This is a genomic window from Faecalibacter sp. (assembly GCF_057177045.1).
On the sequence record NZ_CM169987.1, the window covers coordinates 1,887,752 to 1,909,016 of the forward strand.

Annotated in this window: 20 protein-coding genes, 4 tRNA genes and 1 pseudogene; 11 read left to right on the forward strand and 14 right to left on the reverse strand. The window is 33.9% G+C overall.

The window, feature by feature from the left end:
- The first annotated feature begins 70 nt into the window (after positions 1 to 70).
- The 4 genes from AC1QSP_RS08815 (at position 71) to AC1QSP_RS08830 (ending at position 3,230) form a co-directional block, all read left to right on the forward strand.
- On the forward strand, positions 71 to 772 hold the full coding sequence (locus AC1QSP_RS08815) for a DUF4919 domain-containing protein (RefSeq protein WP_484078380.1): 702 nt from the start codon (positions 71 to 73) through the stop codon (positions 770 to 772).
- 60 nt (positions 773 to 832) lie between these two features.
- The gene (nth, locus tag AC1QSP_RS08820) at positions 833 to 1,468 is read left to right on the forward strand and encodes an endonuclease III (protein ID WP_323674078.1); all 636 of its coding nucleotides are present in this window, start codon (positions 833 to 835) and stop codon (positions 1,466 to 1,468) included.
- On the forward strand, positions 1,455 to 2,300 hold the full coding sequence (locus AC1QSP_RS08825) for an alpha/beta hydrolase family protein (protein ID WP_484078381.1): 846 nt from the start codon (positions 1,455 to 1,457) through the stop codon (positions 2,298 to 2,300). The genes nth and AC1QSP_RS08825 overlap by 14 nt, the downstream gene beginning before the upstream one ends.
- An 84-nt stretch (positions 2,301 to 2,384) precedes the next feature.
- The gene (locus AC1QSP_RS08830; RefSeq protein WP_484078382.1) at positions 2,385 to 3,230 is read left to right on the forward strand and encodes an alpha/beta hydrolase family protein; all 846 of its coding nucleotides are present in this window, start codon (positions 2,385 to 2,387) and stop codon (positions 3,228 to 3,230) included.
- Between the two features lie 40 nt (positions 3,231 to 3,270).
- Here the strand turns inward: AC1QSP_RS08830 and AC1QSP_RS08835 are convergent, their stop codons facing one another.
- Complete coding sequence (locus tag AC1QSP_RS08835; RefSeq protein WP_484078383.1) at positions 3,271 to 5,406, reverse strand: TonB-dependent receptor; 2,136 nt, start codon at positions 5,404 to 5,406, stop codon at positions 3,271 to 3,273.
- A 282-nt stretch (positions 5,407 to 5,688) separates the two neighbouring features.
- Between AC1QSP_RS08835 and AC1QSP_RS08840 the strand changes: the two genes are divergently transcribed.
- The 3 genes from AC1QSP_RS08840 (at position 5,689) to AC1QSP_RS08850 (ending at position 7,423) form a co-directional block, all read left to right on the forward strand.
- Positions 5,689 to 5,994, forward strand: coding sequence for a GNAT family N-acetyltransferase (locus AC1QSP_RS08840; RefSeq protein ID WP_484078384.1), 306 nt, complete (start codon positions 5,689 to 5,691; stop codon positions 5,992 to 5,994).
- Positions 5,995 to 6,132: 138 nt separating this feature from the next.
- Positions 6,133 to 6,432, forward strand: coding sequence for a hypothetical protein (locus AC1QSP_RS08845; RefSeq protein WP_484078385.1), 300 nt, complete (start codon positions 6,133 to 6,135; stop codon positions 6,430 to 6,432).
- A complete protein-coding gene (locus AC1QSP_RS08850) occupies positions 6,398 to 7,423 on the forward strand; it encodes a tetratricopeptide repeat protein (protein WP_484078386.1) in 1,026 nt (341 codons plus the stop codon). The genes AC1QSP_RS08845 and AC1QSP_RS08850 overlap by 35 nt, the downstream gene beginning before the upstream one ends.
- A gap of 36 nt (positions 7,424 to 7,459) precedes the next feature.
- Here the strand turns inward: AC1QSP_RS08850 and AC1QSP_RS08855 are convergent, their stop codons facing one another.
- Positions 7,460 to 8,311 (reverse strand): endonuclease/exonuclease/phosphatase family protein, encoded by an 852-nt coding sequence (locus tag AC1QSP_RS08855; protein ID WP_484078387.1) that lies wholly within the window; start codon positions 8,309 to 8,311, stop codon positions 7,460 to 7,462.
- A 152-nt stretch (positions 8,312 to 8,463) separates the two neighbouring features.
- Between AC1QSP_RS08855 and AC1QSP_RS08860 the strand changes: the two genes are divergently transcribed.
- A complete protein-coding gene (locus tag AC1QSP_RS08860) occupies positions 8,464 to 9,594 on the forward strand; it encodes a 5-(carboxyamino)imidazole ribonucleotide synthase (RefSeq protein ID WP_484078388.1) in 1,131 nt (376 codons plus the stop codon).
- Between the two features lie 6 nt (positions 9,595 to 9,600).
- The gene (gene purE, locus AC1QSP_RS08865) at positions 9,601 to 10,104 is read left to right on the forward strand and encodes a 5-(carboxyamino)imidazole ribonucleotide mutase (protein ID WP_484078389.1); all 504 of its coding nucleotides are present in this window, start codon (positions 9,601 to 9,603) and stop codon (positions 10,102 to 10,104) included.
- Positions 10,105 to 10,295: 191 nt separating this feature from the next.
- On the opposite strand, the gene AC1QSP_RS08870 is transcribed toward purE, so the two are convergent.
- The 5 genes from AC1QSP_RS08870 to AC1QSP_RS08890 form a co-directional block, all read right to left on the reverse strand.
- Positions 10,296 to 10,367: transfer RNA gene (locus AC1QSP_RS08870), tRNA-Glu, on the reverse strand.
- A gap of 98 nt (positions 10,368 to 10,465) precedes the next feature.
- A tRNA-Glu gene (locus tag AC1QSP_RS08875) sits at positions 10,466 to 10,537 on the reverse strand.
- Positions 10,538 to 10,841: 304 nt separating this feature from the next.
- Positions 10,842 to 10,913, reverse strand: a tRNA-Glu gene (locus tag AC1QSP_RS08880).
- A gap of 13 nt (positions 10,914 to 10,926) precedes the next feature.
- Positions 10,927 to 11,181, reverse strand: a complete 255-nt coding sequence (rpsT, locus tag AC1QSP_RS08885) for a 30S ribosomal protein S20 (RefSeq protein ID WP_322971637.1) — start codon at positions 11,179 to 11,181, stop codon at positions 10,927 to 10,929.
- A gap of 98 nt (positions 11,182 to 11,279) precedes the next feature.
- Positions 11,280 to 11,351 (reverse strand) — tRNA-Glu (locus AC1QSP_RS08890).
- A 222-nt stretch (positions 11,352 to 11,573) separates the two neighbouring features.
- Here AC1QSP_RS08890 and AC1QSP_RS08895 point away from each other — a divergent pair.
- Positions 11,574 to 12,206 carry a C40 family peptidase gene (locus AC1QSP_RS08895; RefSeq protein ID WP_484078390.1) on the forward strand — a complete coding sequence of 211 codons (633 nt, stop codon included), beginning with the start codon at positions 11,574 to 11,576 and terminating at the stop codon, positions 12,204 to 12,206.
- A gap of 56 nt (positions 12,207 to 12,262) precedes the next feature.
- On the opposite strand, the gene AC1QSP_RS08900 is transcribed toward AC1QSP_RS08895, so the two are convergent.
- Genes AC1QSP_RS08900 through AC1QSP_RS08915 form a run of 4 tightly spaced genes read right to left on the reverse strand, consistent with a single transcriptional unit; the run spans position 12,263 to position 17,942 of the window.
- Complete coding sequence (locus tag AC1QSP_RS08900; protein ID WP_484078391.1) at positions 12,263 to 12,964, reverse strand: rhomboid family intramembrane serine protease; 702 nt, start codon at positions 12,962 to 12,964, stop codon at positions 12,263 to 12,265.
- Between the two features lie 5 nt (positions 12,965 to 12,969).
- Positions 12,970 to 15,531: a DNA gyrase/topoisomerase IV subunit A gene (locus AC1QSP_RS08905; protein ID WP_484078392.1), complete on the reverse strand. Its 2,562-nt coding sequence runs from the start codon at positions 15,529 to 15,531 to the stop codon at positions 12,970 to 12,972.
- A gap of 1 nt (position 15,532) precedes the next feature.
- Positions 15,533 to 16,033, reverse strand: a complete 501-nt coding sequence (locus AC1QSP_RS08910; RefSeq protein WP_484078393.1) for a hypothetical protein — start codon at positions 16,031 to 16,033, stop codon at positions 15,533 to 15,535.
- 52 nt (positions 16,034 to 16,085) lie between these two features.
- Entirely contained in the window at positions 16,086 to 17,942 is a 1,857-nt protein-coding gene (locus AC1QSP_RS08915) for a DNA topoisomerase IV subunit B (protein ID WP_484078394.1), read from the reverse strand.
- Between the two features lie 123 nt (positions 17,943 to 18,065).
- On the opposite strand from AC1QSP_RS08915, the gene AC1QSP_RS08920 reads away from it, so the two are divergent.
- Positions 18,066 to 19,202, forward strand: a complete 1,137-nt coding sequence (locus tag AC1QSP_RS08920) for a methionine aminotransferase (RefSeq protein ID WP_484078395.1) — start codon at positions 18,066 to 18,068, stop codon at positions 19,200 to 19,202.
- A gap of 51 nt (positions 19,203 to 19,253) precedes the next feature.
- Here the strand turns inward: AC1QSP_RS08920 and AC1QSP_RS08925 are convergent, their stop codons facing one another.
- The 3 genes and pseudogenes from AC1QSP_RS08925 to ychF form a co-directional block, all read right to left on the reverse strand.
- Positions 19,254 to 19,454 (reverse strand): T9SS type A sorting domain-containing protein, encoded by a 201-nt coding sequence (locus AC1QSP_RS08925; RefSeq protein ID WP_484080400.1) that lies wholly within the window; start codon positions 19,452 to 19,454, stop codon positions 19,254 to 19,256.
- A gap of 60 nt (positions 19,455 to 19,514) precedes the next feature.
- Positions 19,515 to 19,970: pseudogene (locus AC1QSP_RS08930) on the reverse strand (choice-of-anchor J domain-containing protein); the annotation flags it as partial.
- A gap of 198 nt (positions 19,971 to 20,168) precedes the next feature.
- On the reverse strand, positions 20,169 to 21,260 hold the full coding sequence (ychF, locus tag AC1QSP_RS08935; RefSeq protein WP_322971628.1) for a redox-regulated ATPase YchF: 1,092 nt from the start codon (positions 21,258 to 21,260) through the stop codon (positions 20,169 to 20,171).
- Positions 21,261 to 21,265 lie beyond the last annotated feature (5 nt).

Genomic DNA, 21,265 nt, shown 5'->3' on the forward strand with positions numbered 1-21,265 from the left:
GCCATCAAAGTAAATGAAAAACAAAAGGAATCAAAGAATAAAATTTATATTTATATGCAAAACCTCTAATATGAATAAACTCATTTCATTCCTACTTCTTCTTATGCCATTGGTATTCTCTGTAAATGCCCAAGAAGTTGAGTTTCGAACGGTGGATTATCCTGCCATTGAGAAAATGATCACGGATAAAAATTCTGATTTTTATTATCCTACTCTTATCGAACGATTTCAGAAAATGGATACGACGATGACTGTTGAACATTTGTATCATTTTTATTATGGTAGAATTTTTCAAAAAGATTTTGATGTATTTGAAACGATTGAAACACCGCAAAATATTATTGCTATTGAATCGAAGAATGAACAACTCACTCCTGCAGATATTCAAATAGTAAAAGAATATTATACAACAATTTATAAAGAAAAACCATTGGTGGATTTAAAGACGACAGAGATTTTAGCCTTTATTCATTCATTTGAAGAAAATCTTCCTATTGTTGAACAAATTATCAACGTTTACCATAAATTATTGGATGCACTATTTTTAACGGGTGATGGTCAAAGTATGGAAACAGCTATTGATGTAATTAATGCAAGACATGAGTATAGTATTTTATATGCCTTGGGACTACGTTCCCAAAAACAATCGTTACATCATCATCAGAAGCGCTCCTACGATTTATTAGAAACAAAAGATGAGCAAGGCAATGAAATCAAGCTGTATTTTGATGTAACAAAACCTTTTGAATTCTACGATAAGAAATTTAAATAAGTACAATCCTTCTCTCTGAGGAGGATTTTCTATTTTTACCCCAAAGATTTTTAGCTGATGATGTTAAAGAAAGAACGCATCCAATACGTGATTGACGAATTGGAAAAATTATATCCTGTCCCTCCTATCCCTTTGGATCACCAAGACGCCTTTACGTTGTTAATTGCGGTGTTGTTATCGGCTCAAACCACTGATAAAAAAGTGAATGAAGTGACGCCCGAATTATTTGCCAAAGCCGCCAATGCCAAAGCAATGGCACGACTAGAAGTGGATGAAATCAAATATTATATCCGTCAGATTGGTTTATCGAATACCAAAGCCAAGAACATTAAAAAATTAGCCGAAATTTTAGTTGAAAAATACGATGGCGAAGTTCCTGAAAGTTTCGAAGAATTAGAAGCTTTACCTGGTGTGGGTCATAAAACAGCTTCGGTTGTGATGTCGCAATGGTTTGGTCATCCTGCTTTCCCTGTTGATACACATATTTTCCGATTATTACGCTTATGGAAATTAAGCAACGGAAAGACTGTAGAATTGGTCGAAAAAGATGCGAAACGTATTTTCCCTAAGGAATTATGGAATAAATTACACATCCAAATCATCTACTACGGAAGAGAATATTCTCCGGCACGTGGTTGGAGTTTAGAAAAGGATTATATTACACGTACAATGTTTCAAAAAAATGAAAGTAACTAAAAATAATATTTACCAAGGAAGTCGTGAACGTCAATCGGTTTACGATACGTTTTATGAAGATAATGGAATCAAAAAACCTGTTATCATCTTTTCTCACGGTTTCAAAGGCTTCAAAGACCACGGATGTTTTGATTTGATGGCTAAATATTGGGCTGAACGTAATTTTGCGTTCATCAAATTTAATTTCTCTTACAATGGAGGAACGGTGGAAGAACCCATTGACTTTCCCGATCTAAATGCATTTGGAGAAAATAATTACACTACTGAATTGGATGATTTAGATATTATTATTTCTAAAACCATTAACGGAGAAATAATTCCTTTAGATGAAATCGATACGGATGAAATTTATTTGATGGGACATTCGCGTGGTGGAGGAATTACCATTCTAAAAGGATTAGAAGATGATCGTGTGAAGAAATTTGTTTCGTTGGGAGCTATTTGCGATTTAAATCGATTCAAATATCCTCAACCTGCTTTGGATCATTGGAAAAATGAAGGTGTACATTATTTTGAGAATACACGTACCAAACAAATGATGCCGTTGTACTATCAATTTTATCAAAATTACATCGACAACCAAGAGCGCCTAAGCATCGAAAAAAATATTAAACATTTAGATAAACCATTTTTATGTATTCACGGTTCAGCCGATGAAACGGTAAAAATGAATGAAGCTTTATTAATTAAAAGCTGGAATGAAAAGGTCGAATTGTATTTGATTGAAAATGCCAATCATTCGTTTGGTTCAGCTCATCCTTGGACAAAAGACGAAATGCCTGAAGATTTCCAAGTAGCGATGGATAATGCCTTAGCTTTCTTTCGAAAATAAAAACACTAAGCCTCAACTGATTGAGGCTTTTTTTATGATTATCATTGTAAGGATTTCAGTATATTTAGTGAAACAACACAAAAAATGAAGTCTTTCCAACTTGAAACATCTGATCAGTATCCCATAGCGGTGACTTCCTTTGGCGAAAATAATTCGACACATCAAATTATCGTCATTTCTTCAGCCATCGGAGTAACTCAAAAATTTTACGCCAAGTTTGCCACTTATTTGGCCAACAAAGGGTATTTGGTTTTTACGTATGATTATCGAGGCATTGGACAATCCAAACCTCAATCGTTAAAGGGTTTCAACGCAGAATTTATCGATTGGGCAGATAAAGATTTTATGGCGATTTCTCAATACATTGAAGAAATGTACCCGAAGCATCAAAAGTATTTGATTGGCCATTCGATGGGAGGAATTATGTTGGGCTTATCCCGTGCCTTTCGAGTGTATGATAAATTTGTCACGATTGGATCTCAATTTGGGTACATCGAGAACTTCCATGATAAAGACAAGTTTAAGATTAAAACTTTTTTTAAAGTGATAATACCTTTGCTTACCCCTCTTTATGGCTATTTCCCTTCCCAAAAAGTAAATATGGGCGATCCATTACCAAAAGGCATTGCTTACAATTGGAAGAGTATTATATTAGGCCAAGAGTCAATTCTTGGTTATGCGAATAAGACCCAAAATTTTTACAAAGAAATTACCCAACCTATGTTGATGATTAGTTTGGATGATGATTATATGGCGCCGCCGAAAACGGTCGATTTATTCGCTTCTAAAGTAATGGTGAATGCCAAAAAGAAACGACTGAACATTAAACCGCAAGATGTAGGGTTAAAAAATATCGGGCATATGGACTTTTTCCGAGAAAAAAATAAAAATGAATTGTGGCATATTCCACTGGAATTTATTGAAAGTTAAATAACCCTTGTCAAGGTTTAAAACCTTGACAAGGGTGCTATTATAATCGGATGGTGATTCCTCCTAAAACATTAATTCCTGCTTGTGGGAAATAATAAGGTCCTTCGTAATAATATCCATTGGATTCATATTCGACATCCAATAAATTATTCACTAAAACTGAAAATTCTAATTTCTTTAAGCCAAACCAATTTGGTGCATAACGAACCAATAGATCGGTAACCAAATAATCCGATAGTTTTCCATCCGTTGGTTCAGTATTCGATAAATATTGTTCACCAACATATTTATTGGTGCAATTGATCAACAGATTTTGGGTTGGATTTATTTCAAATCCAAAGGCAGCAATGATAGCTGGGGACAACGCAATGGCTGTTTTTCCATAGGATTTGATACCACCGTTCTCCCAATCTTCTTCTGTAAAGTTTTGATTTTGATTTTGGGATAACGTCACATTTCCAAATACGGTGAATTTTGATGGCATCAATTGATAAGATGCATCCAACTCAATCCCTCGGCGATAACTTGCACCTGAATTTTCTCGAATCGGTGTTCCTACATCATTCACACGACCCGTAGGTACCAATTGATTGCGGTAATCCATATAAAAAAAGTTTGCACTCATGGAGAAGCGTCCTAATTTTCGATAACCTAATTCATAGTCTTGTAAAAACTCCGCTTTGGGTTCATTTCCGATATTTTCATAATCAGCACGCAAAGGTTCACGTTGCGAAATTCCGTATGAAGCATAAAATATGTTGTTCGCATTTAATTTGTAATTCACCCCTGCTTTTGGATTCACAAAATGAAACGTGGCATCAAAGGGACGGAAATCATCGTCTTCATTTTCACCATTTGGTAAATATTTTGCGACATAGTCCACATATCGGTACTGCAAATCGCCAAAAAATTCCAATTGATTCCATTGATACAACACTTTCCCATACGCTGATAATTGACGTTTCAACGAATTGTTCTCGTAATATTTGTAATCTGTAGCTGACCAATCGTAATCTTTCATCCATTTAATGTGACCAAAATGGTCACCATCGTATGTATTTCCAGATAATCCAAAGAAGACCTTAAAGTTTCCTAACTTTTGGTTTTCCACATCGATATTGAATCCGTAAAAATCATTATCTAGGAATTTCTGACGTACCAAATCGGTACGGGTAAAAGGAAAATCCGTTAATTTATACTTCGATAATTTTTCATCTTGCTTATAATTTTCATAAAAACCTTTACCTTTTGTATAATGCAACGTCACATTGGATGTCCAATTTTGTCCAAAATCTTGCATCCACGTTAAGAAATAATGGTTTTGTTGGTAATCATCCACCTCGTTATCGTAATAACCTATGACCTCCGACCAATCGGCATTGTAAATGGCACCTGCTGAATTAAATCGACGATTTCGTTTCATCGTTTCACCATCAATTCCGTTCCACGCTTGGTATGTTTTTTCTTTTCCATACATGTTCTGAAAACGAAACCTTGTTTTTTCATTCAGTTCATAATGTGCGGTGATGTCATAAGCCAATAAATCTGCCGAAGCGCGCTCGATGTATCCATCCGAATTAATCTTCGAAAAACGTCCATCGATGCTTAACTTATGGTTGAGGATTTTCCCAGTTCCGGCCTGAATGGTATATTTCTGTGTGTTGAAACTTCCAAACGAAAGATTGGCTTCCGCATACGGATCTTTAGAAGGATTTTGAGTTTCGATATTGACACTTGCTCCAAAAGAAGCCATCCCGTTGGATGAAGTTCCGACTCCACGCTGAATTAAAATGGAATTAGTGGAAGACGCTAAATCGGGCATATTCACCCAAAAAACCCCTTGGGATTCAGCATTATTTAATGGAATACCGTTTAATGTTACATTAATGGAAGATTCATTCAATCCACGAATTCGAATGGTTGAATATCCAATTCCATTTCCGGCTTCTGTCGCTGTAATCACAGAGGTCGCACCGTTCAGTAACGTGGGAATATCTTGTCCCAAATTCTTTTTTTGCAGAATTTTATTGGAAATTTTTTCTACCGTAATTGGCAGTTTTTCGGTAATTGAAACTTCTTGTAAATAAATTTCTTCGTGATCCGGAATCGAATCATTCGTTTGTGCATACCCTATCGATGCACCAAGTAAAGACAATAAAATAATCGACCTTTTCATAAAATTGTTTAAAAATTATGAAAGGAGCCATCTTACACTTTTTAAAATTTAACGCGCGAATGTAATTTGGTGAAGTACCATTTCCCTTAGCAGCATTACCCGCCCAGGTTCAGTGGGTATAATCTCAGCCTTATAAAAAATAAAGCACCCCTTTCGATTTTGATAAACCAAAGATAATCAACTTTTTCAATTTTCAAAATGAAACCATTTTAAAACTTTAAAAAGCCTTTCTCAATTTAAAAGTTTGTTGTAATTTAAAGCATCAATCGTAAAGTCTTCAACATGGAAATAAAACACTCTCAAACCGTAAATGATGGTCAGTTTTCGTTATATGAAAACGATCATTTAATTGGATATATAAAATACGAGTGGGCTAAGAATGGAAATATTAAGGCCACAGGTACATTCGTTGATGAATCCAAAAGAGGACAAAATTTAGGCGAAGTTTTATTTGATGAATTGCTTGAATTTACCGAACAAAATGATGTTAAAATCTATCCTGTTTGTCCCTATATCCTTAAACAATTCAACGAGAAACCTGAATTAAGACCTTTTCTCGATGAAGAATATTTGGATGAAAATGAATAAAGCCTAAAGTCCTTCAAAAAGGACTTTTTTTTTCCGTAATTCATTTGCAACATTAACACTTTATCCTATTGCAGAACAATGAATTAGATTCTATATTTGCCGGCTCAACAAACCTAAACTATTAAAACGTAATGTCATATGCCGAATCGTTTATTCATGTTCCTTACTTGCTTGATAAGTCTACCTCTTTTTGCGCAAAGCAATCAGGATAAAGACCAACAACAAGTCTATTCCTACTTGTATAGCAAACAATATAATCAAGCAAAATCATTAATCAATAGTAAGTTTCTCACTTCGATTGAACCTACTCGTAAAATTATCGGGTATGTTTACTTGGCTGATTATTATGGAGAAGTAAACAATGAAAAAAAGAAGGTAGAATCTTTAGAGGCGGCGAAGAAAATTGCTCAAAATACCAATCGATCAAGCCTATGTTAATTTTGGTTATACACGTTATTATTCTCGATTAAAGCAAGATGAATTATTCATCAAAACTTTAAATCAAACCATCAATGAATTTTCTGCTTTTGAGGATGAAGATTTTATTTTAACTCAATTGTATTTTTTGCGTTACAATTATAAATCAAAAAATAGTTTAGAGAATGATACCCGTACTGATGCGGTATTGGCAAATAAACATGCAATTGCTTCTAAAAATCCTTTATTAATCAATTATACCTACAGCAATTTAGGTTATTATTACAAACAAAAATTTCACGAAACGGAAGATTATAAATACATTGATTCTGCAGTAACTGTAGCTCAAAAAACTTTACATTATGCCGAATTAATTGAAGACGAAAGAGTAAGAGATCGTTCGATGATTGTATACAATCTGAATCAGAGTAGTTTGGTAGGATTTGTAAAAGGTAAAGATCACCCCGATGAAATTTTAAAATATTCTTTGCAAGCTTTGGTCATTGCCAATAAGAATAGTAATTACAATGATTTTAAATCATTTATTTACAATAATATTGGTTCAAATTATAGTCTAAGGGGAAATTATGATGAAGCGGAAAAATATTTTAAAATGGCGTATGATTTGGTGAAGGATAATCAACAATTAACGAATTATAAAATTAAATTTCTTTCGAACCTCTCTAGTAATGCAGAAAAAAAAGGTAATCTGAATGATGCCCTACGCTATTTGAAAGAAGAAAAAGAATTAATTCTTCAAGAGAATCAATACCAATTCGATAACAGTACAAAGTCATTAGAAATCTTTTATGAGACGGAACAAGCCAACCAGCGGATCAAACAATTGGAAGAAACTAATCGTTATACAAAAATTCAAACCTTGTTATATGTTTGTCTTAGTATTGTTGGAACAGCGATTTTGATTATTATCTTCTTTAATGTTCAATATAAGCGCAAGCTAAAAGTACAACGAGAAATCATCAACGGTTTTAAGAATCAATTGCAATTATAAAAAACAACGCCTGGAATAAGTTCAAGGCATTTTTTATTATTCTATTTTTAATTCGACTACAATTGGAAAATGATCCGATTGAATATCTTTTCCTCTGTAGAAATTTGTCACTTTCATTTCTTTGGACACCCAACATTGATCGATATTGGTACGAAGTAACGGAATAAAAGCATTCCATGAATTTTGTAAACCAAAGCCTGTTCGTGCATCCTTTAATTTATCGGATTGAACCAATTTAAAATTAGGAGAGTAAACTGTACTGTTCAAATCACCAATTAAAATAATGTGCTGACTGCTCATTTGATCAATTTCCTCTTTCATTTTTTTATATTGTTTGTTGCGACGTTCAAATCGTGCTTGATTGGGTAAAGGTGGCACTGGATGGGTCATCAGCATTGAAACTGATTTTCCGTTGACCGTTAATTCTCCAATCAATGAAGGATGCATATCATCAATATAATTTTTGGTCATGACGGTATCAAAAGGAATTTTAGAATATACGGCAATTCCGAAATTATTGCTACGTGGTTCCTCTTTATAATAAGGGTATTTTTCACGAATAAATTCAACATTTTTTTGCCATGAAGGTGTTAATTCTTGAAGAACAATTACATCAGCAGTTTCTTCAGTAATGTATTTTTTCAAATATTGATATTCATCGTTCTGTGAAAAGATATTAATGGAAATAATCTTAAAATTCTTTTCTTCCCCCTTTGCATTTTCTCCGAAATAGAAATATCCCATTTCATTGTAGACGATATAAGGAATAGCAAATAAAGGAATTAAAAAGAGAATGGATTTATTTTTTTCTTTTCGGATTAAGAAATTATAAAATAATAAAACAAAGAAGGCGATTATTAAAGCATATATCGAATAATGCACCAACATATCGAATACAAAATAGGAATAAAAACTCTTGCTTAGGAGGTAAAATCCTATCAGAAATAGGAAAATAAATTTTGTACTCTTTGTTAACATCTCGTCAATTAAATTTTATTTGCTGTAAAAGTAAAGATTATAATATTCATTAACTTCGCGATATGATAAAAATCGGAATTTTAGGAGGAGGGCAACTTGGATATATGTTTTTGCAAAATGCATTGCAATATCCTTGTGAAATCAGCATCTTGGATCCAGCTGCTGATGCGCCATGTGCACCACATGCACATCATTTTGTACAAGGAGATTTTAAAGATTACGATACCGTAGTCGAATTTGGAAAAAATTTAGATGCGATTGGTATTGAAATCGAGCATGTCAATGTAGATGCATTACGTCATTTGAAAGCTTTAGGTAAAAAGGTGGTGCCAGATCCAGAAGCTTTAGCCATTATACAAGATAAAGGTGTGCAAAAAGAATTCTATGTAAAAAATAACATTCCGACTGCACCGTATTTTGAATTAGAACATTGGGAAGATTTAAAATCGAAGGAAGATGTTCAATATCCAATTTTTCAAAAATCGAGAAAAGATGGTTATGATGGAAAAGGTGTTCAGTTCTTGAAATCTGCAAATGATTTGGACAAAATGCTACAAGCGCCATCTATCTTTGAAACTCCAGCGGATTTGGACCGAGAAATTGCTGTCGTTACCGTTGCCGACCATTTAGGAAATATCATTACATATCCAACAGTTGAATTCGTCATAAATGAGGAGTACAATTTGTTGGATTATTTATTAATACCCTCTACATTATCCCCAGAAGTAACCGATAAAGCAGAAGCAATCGCGCGCGATGTGGTAAAAGCATTAAATTCTCCAGGAGTATTTGCTGTTGAAATGTTCTTGAACAAAGACCAATCCATTTGGGTAAATGAAACGGCTTCGCGTGTTCATAACTCAGGTCACTCCACGATTGAAGGTGCTTATTCTTCACAGTTTGATCAAATGTTAAGAACTTTAATGGAATTACCTTTAGGTTCAACACAGTTATATACTACTTCTGCGATGGTCAATTTAATTGGTGCAGAAGGAGAAACTGGACCTGCCCAAATTGAAAATGTGGAAACATTATTACAAATTCCAGGTTCGTACTTGCATTGGTATGCGAAAGCGGTTACAAAACCTGGTCGTAAAATGGGACATGTGACTTTGGTTAATGATGACTTCGAACAATTAAAACAAAACATAAAACAGGTTAACGAAACAATTCGTGTCGTTGCCAAAAAGTAAACAACTATGGTAGGAATTATAATGGGAAGTGATAGCGATTTGCCTATCATGAAACAAGCGGCTGATGTATTAACTGAGTTAAACATTCCTTTCGAATTAACCATTGTATCAGCACATCGTACGCCTGAGCGTATGTTCGAATATGCAAAGACTGCACATGAACGTGGAATCAACGTGATTATCGCAGGAGCAGGTGGAGCAGCCCATTTACCAGGAATGGTCGCTTCAATTACTCCTTTACCTGTCATTGGTGTTCCGATTAAGTCATCTAATTCGATTGATGGATGGGATTCGATTTTATCAATCTTACAGATGCCGAATGGAATTCCAGTAGCTACAGTAGCAGTAAATGCTGCAAAAAATGCGGGAATCTTAGCGGCACGCACCTTAGGGGCAACGAATCCAGAGATTCAGCAACGTATGATACAATATCAACACGATTTACAAAAAGCTGTTGAAGCAAAAATTGAAATTGTAAAACAGGAGTATCCTAATGGATTTGATCAATAGAAATTATTGAATATATAAAAAGCCACTCGGTTGAGTGGCTTTTTTTTATTTCTCAAAATGAAAGTAGATGATACAAAAAAAGCGTTTGAGTATACTGTAAACCTTCAAACGCTTCCAATTAAGATTTCTCTTAATAAAACTAAACTATTTCAAAATAAAAAAAGCATTCAAAAGATGAATGCTTTTTTCTGTAGTCCCTAGGGGAATCGAACCCCTCTTTCTAGAATGAAAATCTAGTGTCCTAACCGATAGACGAAGGGACCGCCTTACGTTTTATTGCGATGCAAAGATAGATATCTTTTTTAAATCTGCAAATAAAATTTAAATTATTTTTTAAATATTTTTAAATAGATAAATTTTGTAGTCCCTAGGGGAATCGAACCCCTCTTTCTAGAATGAAAATCTAGTGTCCTAACCGATAGACGAAGGGACCATAGATCAAAATTATACTATTATCTTAAAAATATTTTTAAAGAACGTCTTTTTTAATTGTAATAGATGACTTCCTGTGCGGGCTTAGAGAAAAGTCGATGTATAATTCTTTTATAATATGAACCAAGTGAATTATACAGCGACATTTTCATTTCCCGATTAAACATCAACAAAATGTTTAACCTTTACAAACAAAACACAAAAAACAATTTCCTTTACACAGTAATTTTACTGGTTGTTTTAATCAACAACTATGAACAAGGAAAAAAAAGATTGCATATTTCAGCAATCTATCTATTAATTTGTAGTCCCTAGGGGAATCGAACCCCTCTTTCTAGAATGAAAATCTAGTGTCCTAACCGATAGACGAAGGGACCACTTGTATGATTATTAAGCTAATCCCGCGATATGTTTAGCTAACTTAGATTTTAAGTTTGAAGCTTTATTCTTGTGAATAATGTTTCTTTTCGCTAATTTATCAATCATTGAAGAAACTTTTGGATATACAGTTTCTGCTTCTGATTTATCTTCTGTCGCTCTTAATGCTTTAATCGCTGTACGAGCTGACTTGTGATAATATTTATTACGATCGCGTCTAACCGCTGATTGTCTAATTCTTTTTAATGCTGACTTATGATTTGCCATAACCTTTAATCTCTTTCTATTTTAGTTCGGCAAAGATAAAAACAAAAATTTTATCTAGCCAAAATAATTTTATTAATATTTTGAAAATATTTCTTGAGTAGCCCATAGGAGAATCGAACTCCTGCTTCCAGAATGAAAATCTGATGTCCTAACCACTAGACGAATGGGCCATTCCGAGCTTTTGATGTTGTTATCAAAAGCGAGTGCAAATTTAGAACATATTTTTAAACCACCAAATTTTTTTGAGATTTTTTTATGTTAATTTATGTGTTAAAAAATGTTAAAGAAGTTAATATAATGTCAAAAGAGCTCATCTATATTAAGTGTTAAAATTTAATCTAATATATTTGAGCTACTTGAATAAAAGATATAACGAAAAATAAAATACAATCATGAAAACATCGCTATTAGGTGTGGCTGCAATAATTTGTACGATGTTCATTACTTCATGTTCATCCTTAACCCCAGTTTCTGAGGTCAAAGAATATTCTTCTAGAAGTTTTGTACCACAAGCAAGACTTATGGAGACTCAAACTAAATTAATCAACAAGCGTGCCAACTTAGAAGTTGAGCCTGTGAATGTTAAAGATGAAAATTCATCAATGGTCGTTTTAAATAGTGTATTAGATGAAACGAACAATTTATTCACAGAATTCTTATTAAAAGAAGCTGAAACTTACATTGGAACTCCTTACCGTTACGGAGGAACTACACGAAGTGGAATTGACTGCTCGGCCTTTGTAAGAAGCGTTTTTGAGACGTTTAACATGAACTTACCACGTGTTTCAGCTGATCAAGCAAAACAAGGTTTTAGAATTTCTACGGAAGAAGCAAGAGAAGGTGATTTAGTCTTCTTCGCCACAAGAGGAGGAGGTCGCGTATCTCATGTAGGAATTGTTCACGGAAGAAATGAAGAGGGTGTTCTTACCTTTATTCATTCCTCTACTTCTCAAGGCGTAATGATTTCTCCTTTAAATGATAGTTACTGGGGAAAACGTTTTTTATACGCAAAAAGAGTTTTATAATCTCATATTTAGTATCTAAAAGAAAAAGGCTTGGAAATTCATCCAAGCCTTTTTTTTTATTTATTCTTTATGATATAATATCCTAATACTGCGAGTGGTATCAACATTCCTAGGATATACAGTAAATTATAAGCTAATAAATCGGGAAAATAAATAATTGTTCCCACTAACCCTACAATTGCACCACCCAAATGGGCTGAATGTCCAATATTTCCGACATTATTCTTCATCCCATAGACCGAGTAAGCCAAATAAAGGATTCCAAATAACCATGCAGGAATAGGTAAAAAGAAAAACAAATTCAATGTTAAGTCTGGAAATGCCGCAATCGCTGCAAATAGAATTCCTGAAACTCCACCCGATGCTCCAACTGCAGAATAGTAATTTTCATTTTTATGCATAAATAAAGCCAACAAGTTTCCTCCAATTACCGATGCCATAAAAATTAATAGAAACATGCCATATCCTAAATTTTTATTCACCATCGAATAATCTCCAAAAAACATCGCTTTAGGACTCGCATAAAAATCGATGATTAAATCGGAGAAAATATACAATGCAAACATGTTAAAAAACAAATGTGTAAAATCAACATGTAAAAATCCAGAACTTAAGATTCTATAATTTTCTTTTCGATGTAAAATCGATCCTACTTGAAATTTATATTTCTCAAAAAATGATTGATCATTAAATCCTTTCCAACTGACCAATACATTAACTCCTATCACTAATAATGTGATGAATGAAATACTTCCCATTAATTTTATTCTTCCTCGTTAGTCGTTTCTTCTTCAGTAACGGCATCAAATAAAGTTGGTTGCACCTCATCCTCCTCTACTTCTTCCTCTTCAGGTTCTTCGTAAGGCAAAGGATCTAAGGTTACAATTTGACGTAATTTGTAAGCAGTCAGCTGATTTCCTTGCGCTTTAATTCCTTTTACAGCAATAAATTCTTCTAAATTTATCACCTCTGGTTCACGTTCTACTCCTTTTATTTTAGCAAAAACCAATTCAATCATTGGATAATAATCCGTTGATATAAATTTAATTTCTGATTTTTCATCCTCATTAGTGAAGAATACTTGAGTACTTGCAGTATCATCTAATACAAAACGCTTGACAAAATTTTTGTCTTTGGTTGCATCATAATAAATACATGTAATAGGCTTAGTTGGCTTCCACTTTTCAATAATGATCATTTCATCATCAAAACGATTTCCTAAATCAAAGGATACCAATTTTGCTTCTCCCGTTGAATTAATGGTTAAAATCTTATCATCCCCTTTGAACGAACCTAATAATTCTCCTCGTTCATCCGCATTTAATCGACGAACTGTTGGATCGTACCAAATTTGTCTTGGAGCTAATGTTGAAACACCTTCTTCTTTCAGTTCGATTTTCTTAATTGGATATTTCGTTACCAAATTTCCTTTACTTGATCGTCCTTTTACAGCTAGCTCCGCAAAATCAACATCAAATTTTAATTTTTTAATGCGTTGATGCGTTTTCAAAATAACCGAAACCACTTCTGCCTCTCCATTGGGATTGGCTGAAAAATAAAGGATATCCGATCCTTTTGTTCCATTGGTTAAATCATATTCTTTATCACGAGTAATTCCCGTTACCGCAAATCGTTTTTGATAAGCTGGCCCATTTTTACCGTCGCGATAAATTAAATTGTAAATGGTACGTTTATCATTTTTTCGCCAAACGCCTACATGAATAATGCCTTTACCAACAAATGTTTTTACATCCACTTTGGTTACAACCATCGATCCATCCTGTTTAAAAACGATAATATCATCAATATCAGAACATTCGAAAACAAATTCATCTTTCTTTAAAGACGTTCCAATAAATCCTTCAAAGCGATCCACATAAAAACGTGTATTCGCTACTGCTACTTTCGAAGCATCAATGGTATCGAAGGTACGTATCTCTGTTCTGCGTTGTTTATCTTTTCCGTATTTCGCTTTTAGTGATTTAAAGTATTCCACCGCAAAATCCACCAAATGCTCTAAGTGATGTTTAACATTCGCAATCTTATCTTCTAAAGATTCGATGTATTGCTGAGCTTTATCTAAATCAAATTTTGAAATTCGTTTGATCTTAATTTCGGTTAATCGAATGATATCTTCTTCTGTTACCTCACGTACCAAATGTGCAATATGTGGTTGAAGACCTTTACGAATTGCTTCGATCACTCCTTCCCACGTTTCCTCTTGCTCAATATCATGATAGATACGATTTTCGATAAAGATTCTTTCTAAAGATGAAAAATGCCATTGCTCTTGTAACTCATCCAATTCAATTTCCAACTCACGTTTTAATAATTGTAAAGTATTGTCGGTATTGAATTTCAAAATTTCCGTCACATTTAAAAATTCAGGCTTTTGATCATGAATCACACAAGCATTAGGAGAAATTGAAATCTCGCAATCGGTAAAAGCATATAAAGCATCGATTGTTTTATCCGGTGAAATTCCTGGCGCTAAATGAATTAAAATTTCGACCTCAGCGGCAGTATTATCTTCAATTTTTTTGATTTTAATTTTCCCTTTGTCATTGGCTTTTAAAATCGAATCAATTAATGAGCCCGTAGTCGTTCCGTATGGAATCTCAGTAATCTTTAATAATGTTTTATCCTCTTGCGAAATTTTAGCACGTACTCGTACTTTACCTCCACGTAGGCCATCATTATAATCTGATATATCAATCAAACCTCCTGTTAAAAAATCAGGATACAACTGAAACTTTTTACCCCGTAAATGAGCAATTGAAGCATCAATTAATTCATTAAAATTGTGAGGTAATATCTTTGTGGATAAACCTACCGCAATCCCTTCTACTCCTTGTGCAAGTAAAAGTGGAAATTTAATCGGTAAATCCTTTGGTTCTTTATTACGACCATCATAAGATGGTTGCCAATCCGTTGTTTTTGGATTAAATACAACTTCTAAGGCAAACTTTGTTAAACGTGCCTCGATATAACGCGCAGCAGCAGCTCGATCGCCTGTATAAACGTTCCCCCAGTTTCCTTGCATATCGATTAACAAATCCTTTTGACCGATTTGTACTATAGCATCAGAAATGGCTGCATCCCCATGCGGGTGATATTTCATTGTATTACCAACAATATTGGCTACTTTATTGTAACGTCCATCTTCTAACTCGCGCATCGAATGTAAAATTCTTCGTTGCACTGGTTTTAACCCATCATAAATGGATGGAATGGCACGTTCTAAAATCACATAAGAGGCATAATCAAGAAACCAATCTTGGTACATCCCTGATACTTTCTTGATACTCTCCTGTTCTTGTTGCATATTATGCTACTTTTGAATCTATTTGAAATTGATTATTTGAAGAAATTATTTTTTCTAATTCCATAATGATTTTCTCACGATCATTATCTGATAATAAAGAAAGTCTAAACTTTACTTTTATCGTATTTCCTTTACTTTTTCGACTATTAATTAATAACGTCAAATCATCGTTAAATACACCTTTATTATAAATGTAATTCTGCAATTTATATTTGGGTAAATCGATGTGTTTTTCTTTTATACTTAAAAATGAAAACCAATCAATACGTTTTACCTTTAATGTAAATCCTTCGCCAGAAGTATCTAATTCGTAGTACTGCCATCCTCTCACTGCAATGTAACCAAAGGCAACAATTAAAATTCCGATTACATATTCCGCTCGCATAAACGTTGGCGTTGGAACTATTTTATTTAACATAAGTAATGCAAGTACAAATAATAATCCCAAAACGAGATTAATGATTTGTGCTATAACTTTCGATTTTTTGTTATTAAGTTTCATAAAGGTTATTTTGTGGCTAGAAAACTCAACATACGGTTTAGCATGAAATGGGTTAGATTTCGTTGGATACTGCTTCTATTGAAAGGTTATTGATGATAAATTCTTGTCTCGTTGGTGTATTTTTTCCCATATAGAATTCTAACAATTGTTCAATTGAACTGTCTTTACCGATCATCACGGGTTCCAAACGAATATCTTTGCCAATAAAGTTTTTAAATTCATCCGGTGAAATCTCCCCTAACCCTTTGAATCGGGTAATTTCTGGATTCTTTCCTAGCGAATTAATAGCATCAATACGTTCTTCGTCTGTGTAACAGTATCTTGTTTCTTTTTTATTTCTTACACGAAAAAGTGGAGTTTGTAAAATGTATAGATGACCTTCTTTGATCAACTCTGGAAAGAATTGTAAAAAGAATGTAATCATCAACAAACGAATGTGCATTCCATCAACATCGGCATCGGTAGCAATAACGACATTATTGTATCGTAAATCTTCCAATCCATTTTCGATATTTAATGCTGCCTGAAGTAAGTTAAACTCTTCGTTTTCGTACACAATTTTCTTGGTTAATCCATACGTATTTAATGGTTTTCCACGCAAGCTAAATACCGCTTGTGTCTCTGGACTTCTACTTTTAGTAATAGAACCCGAAGCTGAATCTCCCTCGGTGATAAAAATTGTGGTATCTAAACGTAGGGCAGCTTTAGGGTCATTATAATGCTGACGACAATCCCTTAACTTTTTATTGTGTAAACTTACTTTTTTAGCACGTTCACGAGCTAACTTTCGAATACCTGATAATTCTTTACGTTCCGTTTCGGATTGCTTAATTTTACGTTCTAACGCTTGAGCAACCTCAGGGTTTTTATGTAAATAGTTATCTAAATTGGTTTTTACGAAATCATTGATGAATGTACGAACTGTCGTCATCCCCGGACCTATTTCATTGGATCCTAATTTTGTTTTCGTTTGAGATTCGAAGACAGGCTCGATGACTTTGATGGAAATGGCTCCAATGATCGACTTACGTACATCTGCAGGATCGTAATTTTTATTGTAAAATTCACGAACCGTTTTGGCAATTGCCTCTTTAAAAGCGGCCAAGTGCGTACCCCCTTGTGTGGTATTCTGACCATTCACGAATGAATAGTATGTTTCAGAATAAGATTTTGAACTGTGTGTTAAAGCAATTTCAATATCTTCTCCACGTAAATGGATGATATCATAAATTGTTTCGTCTTCAATATTATCACGTAATAAATCTTTTAAACCTTCAGTCGAATAGAATTCCTCGCCATTAAAAATAATTTTTAATCCTGGATTCAAGTATACGTAGTTTTTCAACATACGTACGATGTATTCTTTTCTGAATTTATAGTTTAAGAAAATATTTCTGTCCGGAACAAATGTAATCTTTGTTCCTTTGCGTAATGAAGTTTCTTTTTCTTCCTCTTGTGCCGTTAACTGACCTTGCGAGAATTCGGCAACTCGTGTCTTACCGTCACGAACCGATTGTACTCTGAAGTATGTTGATAATGCATTGACAGCTTTGGTACCAACCCCATTAAGACCAACAGATTTCTTAAATGCCTGGGAGTCATATTTTCCTCCCGTATTCATTTTCGAAACTGCGTCCACCATTTTTCCTAAAGGAATTCCTCGTCCATAATCTCTAACCGTAACCTCATCTTCACGAAGATTGATTTCTACTGTTTTTCCCGAGCCCATAACAAACTCATCAATACAGTTATCAATAATCTCTTTTAATAAGATATAAATTCCGTCGTCTTGAGAAGATCCATCCCCTAACTTCCCGATATACATACCAGGACGCATACGAATATGCTCTCTCCAGTCGAGGGTTTTAATGTTATCTTCCGTATAATTGACTTGATTTATTTCAGACATTGGCGTTTATCGTATTAGAATTGTGTAATTTACAAATTTACTAAAAAAATACTAAATTCTTTTTGGTAACTTTATTCTTTCATTAAAATAATCAAACTCTTTCACACTATAAATAAAACTGTTATGAATTCGAAATTACCTCATCTCGAGACCACTATATTTACCGTTATGAGCCAACTGGCAAATCAGCACCAAGCCATTAACTTGGCACAAGGTTTTCCAGATTTTGAACCTCACTCTTCTTTGATCGAAAGTTTGAATTATTATTCGTACCAAAATTACAATCAATACGCGCCAATGATTGGCGTCGAAAAATTAAGAAATTTTATTGCTCAAAAAGTAGAGCGTTTTCATCATGCCATTTATCATCCTGAACAAGAGATCACAATTACCAATGGTGCAAGCCAAGCTATTTTTACGGCAATCGCATCCATTATAGAGAAAGGAGATGAAGTCATTATTTTCGAACCTGCGTATGATTTATACAAACCTGCTGTTGAAATGTTTGGTGGAGTAGTTCAACCCATTCAATTAAAATATCCCGATTATCAAATTGATTTTGAAGATTTGAAACAAAAAGTGACTTCAAATACCAAATTGGTCATCTTTAATAATCCAAATAATCCCTCTGGTAAAATTTTTACCGCAGACGATTTAATTCAAATCGAATCCATATTAAAAGACCTAAATTGTTACATTATAAGTGACGAGGTATATGAGCATATGACTTTTGACGGAAAAGAACATCAGAGTTTTGCTCGCATTCCTTCTCTAAAAGAACGTACCTTTATTACAGCTTCTTTCGGGAAATTATGTCATGTAACCGGTTGGAAAGTAGGATATGTATTAGCTGGAGCGGCCTTGATGAAAGAATTTCGAAAAGTACACCAATTCAATGTTTTTTGTGTACACACTCCTTCTCAATATGCCATTGCAGATTATTTGGATGATGAAAATAATTATTTGGAATTGAATGATTTTTTTCAACAAAAAAGAGATTATTTCGTCAAAGGTTTATCGACTACAAAATTTGAAATGATTCCAGCTGAAGGTACATATTTTGTATCAGCGTCGTATAAAAATTATTCTCCCTTGGATGATAAATCATTTGCTCAACAATTAACCGTTGATCATAAGGTTGCAACTATACCATTTTCTGCATTTTATCACGATGCCTTGAATGAACATGTCATTCGTTTTTGTTTTGCCAAACAAGAAGAAACTTTAGATGCTGCATTGGAACGATTAAATCGATTATAAAATAAAAACAAAAGCCACTCCGAAGGGTGGCTTTTGTTTTTTAATCAATTTTTATTTAATTGTTACTTTTCGAGAAACGACTTCTTTTTCGTTGTAGAAATTGACAATATATACTCCTTTTGGTAATGCAGAAACATTAACGCTTTCTGCTTTCACTTGACTTACTTTTTTCCCTGTCAAATCGAAAACTCTTACCTCATTCACATTTTCAAAGCCTTGGATTTTAATGATTTTTTGATCTTGGTAAACCACCGCTTTTTCTTTATTTAACTCAGCTGTGCTTAAACTTGGAGTAAATTCTACTTTAACATCATCAATCCCGATAAATAAAATATCTTCACAATCATAATGTCTAAAAACAATTTGAACCTCTTGTCCTGCATATTCAGTTATGTCTAAATTGATAACTTTAGCTTCTGTAGCGTATCCTGCGTCCAATGTTTCTTCGAAAACAGGGGTTTCATTTCCTGTAAACTCTGCTCCTGCTGGTATAACATAAACGGCATAGTGTTCTTCGAAAAACCCTTCTTCATCATCTGCCGCTGCAACTTTAAACGATAAGTCTAAGGTTCCATTATCAGGTAATGAAATCACTGGACTGGTTAAGGTATTATCTGGTGTCATCGGTGCATAGAACCATGACCAAGACCAAGCAAATCCTCCTTCAAAAGATAGTACTTCAGCTTCTCCTGAATCTTCATCTGATACTAATTCCCAAGTATCATTATCCCCATCGAGATCTCCTATTGTCCAAAGATTATGAGTTTCGGTTGTGGCAAAATTTTATTCGAAAATAGTTGTCGTTTGAGCAGAAGCGAATGAACCGATTAAGATTGATCCAAGCAAGAATAAATTTTTAATCATATATGTTTTTTTAATGTAATTCAATGTTAATTGGCTCAAATATAGACAAAAAAAAATCCCAACCCATAAGGTTGAGATTTTATATGTTATAAATGTAAATTCTTACACATTAAATAAGAAGTGCATAATATCACCATCTTGTACGATATATGCTTTTCCTTCCACGTTTAATTTACCCGCTTCACGGCATTTTGCTTCCGATCCATACGTTACGAAATCCTCAAACTTAATTACCTCCGCACGGATAAACCCTTTTTCGAAATCTGTATGGATAACACCAGCAGCTTGTGGTCCTGTAGAACCTTTTTTAATTGTCCAAGCTCTTACTTCTTTAACACCTGCTGTAAAGTAAGTTTCTAAGTCTAATAATTTGTAAGCAGAAACAATTAAACGGTTTACACCTGGTTCTGTTAACCCTAATTCTTCTAAGAAAATTTGGCGCTCTTCGAAAGTTTCTAATTCATTGATATCTGCTTCGATTTGTGCTGCTAAAACTAAAACTTCAGCTTTCTCATCTTTTACAGATTCTTTTACTTTCTCTACCCATTCGTTCCCGTCTTTTGCATCAGACTCGTCTACGTTACATAAGTATAAAACTGGTTTCGCTGTAATTAACTGTAAAGAATCAACAATTTCTTGTCCTTTTTCGTCTAATTCCATTACACGAACATTCTTTAAGTTTTCTAAATGTTCTGTAACAGCAGTTAAAACCTCAACAACTTTTTGCTCTTCTTTATTACCCGCTTTTGCAGCTTTCTTTGATTTCTCAATACGTTTCGTTACAGTTTCTAAATCTTTTAACTGTAATTCAATATCAATTGTTTCTTTGTCACGAATTGGATCTACCGAACCATCAACGTGTGTAATGTTTTCGTTTTCGAAACAACGTAAAACGTGGATAATCGCGTTACACTCACGGATATTTCCTAAGAATTGGTTTCCTAAACCTTCTCCTTTACTTGCTCCTTTCACTAAACCTGCGATATCTACAATTTCTACAACTGCTGGGACAACACGCTCAGGATTTACAATTTCTTCTAACTTGTATAAACGAGGATCTGGAACTGAAACAGTTCCTACATTTGGTTCAATTGTACAGAAAGGATAGTTTGCCGATTGCGCTTTGGCATTCGATAAACAGTTAAATAAAGTCGATTTACCTACGTTTGGCAATCCAACGATTCCACATTTCATATATG

Coding starts and splice junctions, on each gene's coding strand:
- nth (WP_323674078.1), top strand. CDS start 833: ATGTTAAAGAAAGAACGCATCCAATACGTGATTGACGAATTGGAAAAA.
- AC1QSP_RS08900 (WP_484078391.1), bottom strand. CDS start 12,964: ATGGGAAGTATTTCATTCATCACATTATTAGTGATAGGAGTTAATGTA.
- AC1QSP_RS08905 (WP_484078392.1), bottom strand. CDS start 15,531: ATGCAACAAGAACAGGAGAGTATCAAGAAAGTATCAGGGATGTACCAA.
- AC1QSP_RS08825 (WP_484078381.1), top strand. CDS start 1,455: ATGAAAGTAACTAAAAATAATATTTACCAAGGAAGTCGTGAACGTCAA.
- ychF (WP_322971628.1), bottom strand. CDS start 21,260: ATGAAATGTGGAATCGTTGGATTGCCAAACGTAGGTAAATCGACTTTA.
- AC1QSP_RS08915 (WP_484078394.1), bottom strand. CDS start 17,942: ATGTCTGAAATAAATCAAGTCAATTATACGGAAGATAACATTAAAACC.
- rpsT (WP_322971637.1), bottom strand. CDS start 11,181: ATGGCAAATCATAAGTCAGCATTAAAAAGAATTAGACAATCAGCGGTT.
- AC1QSP_RS08920 (WP_484078395.1), top strand. CDS start 18,066: ATGAATTCGAAATTACCTCATCTCGAGACCACTATATTTACCGTTATG.
- AC1QSP_RS08845 (WP_484078385.1), top strand. CDS start 6,133: ATGCCGAATCGTTTATTCATGTTCCTTACTTGCTTGATAAGTCTACCT.
- AC1QSP_RS08910 (WP_484078393.1), bottom strand. CDS start 16,033: ATGAAACTTAATAACAAAAAATCGAAAGTTATAGCACAAATCATTAAT.
- AC1QSP_RS08860 (WP_484078388.1), top strand. CDS start 8,464: ATGATAAAAATCGGAATTTTAGGAGGAGGGCAACTTGGATATATGTTT.
- purE (WP_484078389.1), top strand. CDS start 9,601: ATGGTAGGAATTATAATGGGAAGTGATAGCGATTTGCCTATCATGAAA.
- AC1QSP_RS08840 (WP_484078384.1), top strand. CDS start 5,689: ATGGAAATAAAACACTCTCAAACCGTAAATGATGGTCAGTTTTCGTTA.
- AC1QSP_RS08895 (WP_484078390.1), top strand. CDS start 11,574: ATGAAAACATCGCTATTAGGTGTGGCTGCAATAATTTGTACGATGTTC.
- AC1QSP_RS08830 (WP_484078382.1), top strand. CDS start 2,385: ATGAAGTCTTTCCAACTTGAAACATCTGATCAGTATCCCATAGCGGTG.
- AC1QSP_RS08835 (WP_484078383.1), bottom strand. CDS start 5,406: ATGAAAAGGTCGATTATTTTATTGTCTTTACTTGGTGCATCGATAGGG.
- AC1QSP_RS08815 (WP_484078380.1), top strand. CDS start 71: ATGAATAAACTCATTTCATTCCTACTTCTTCTTATGCCATTGGTATTC.
- AC1QSP_RS08855 (WP_484078387.1), bottom strand. CDS start 8,311: ATGTTGGTGCATTATTCGATATATGCTTTAATAATCGCCTTCTTTGTT.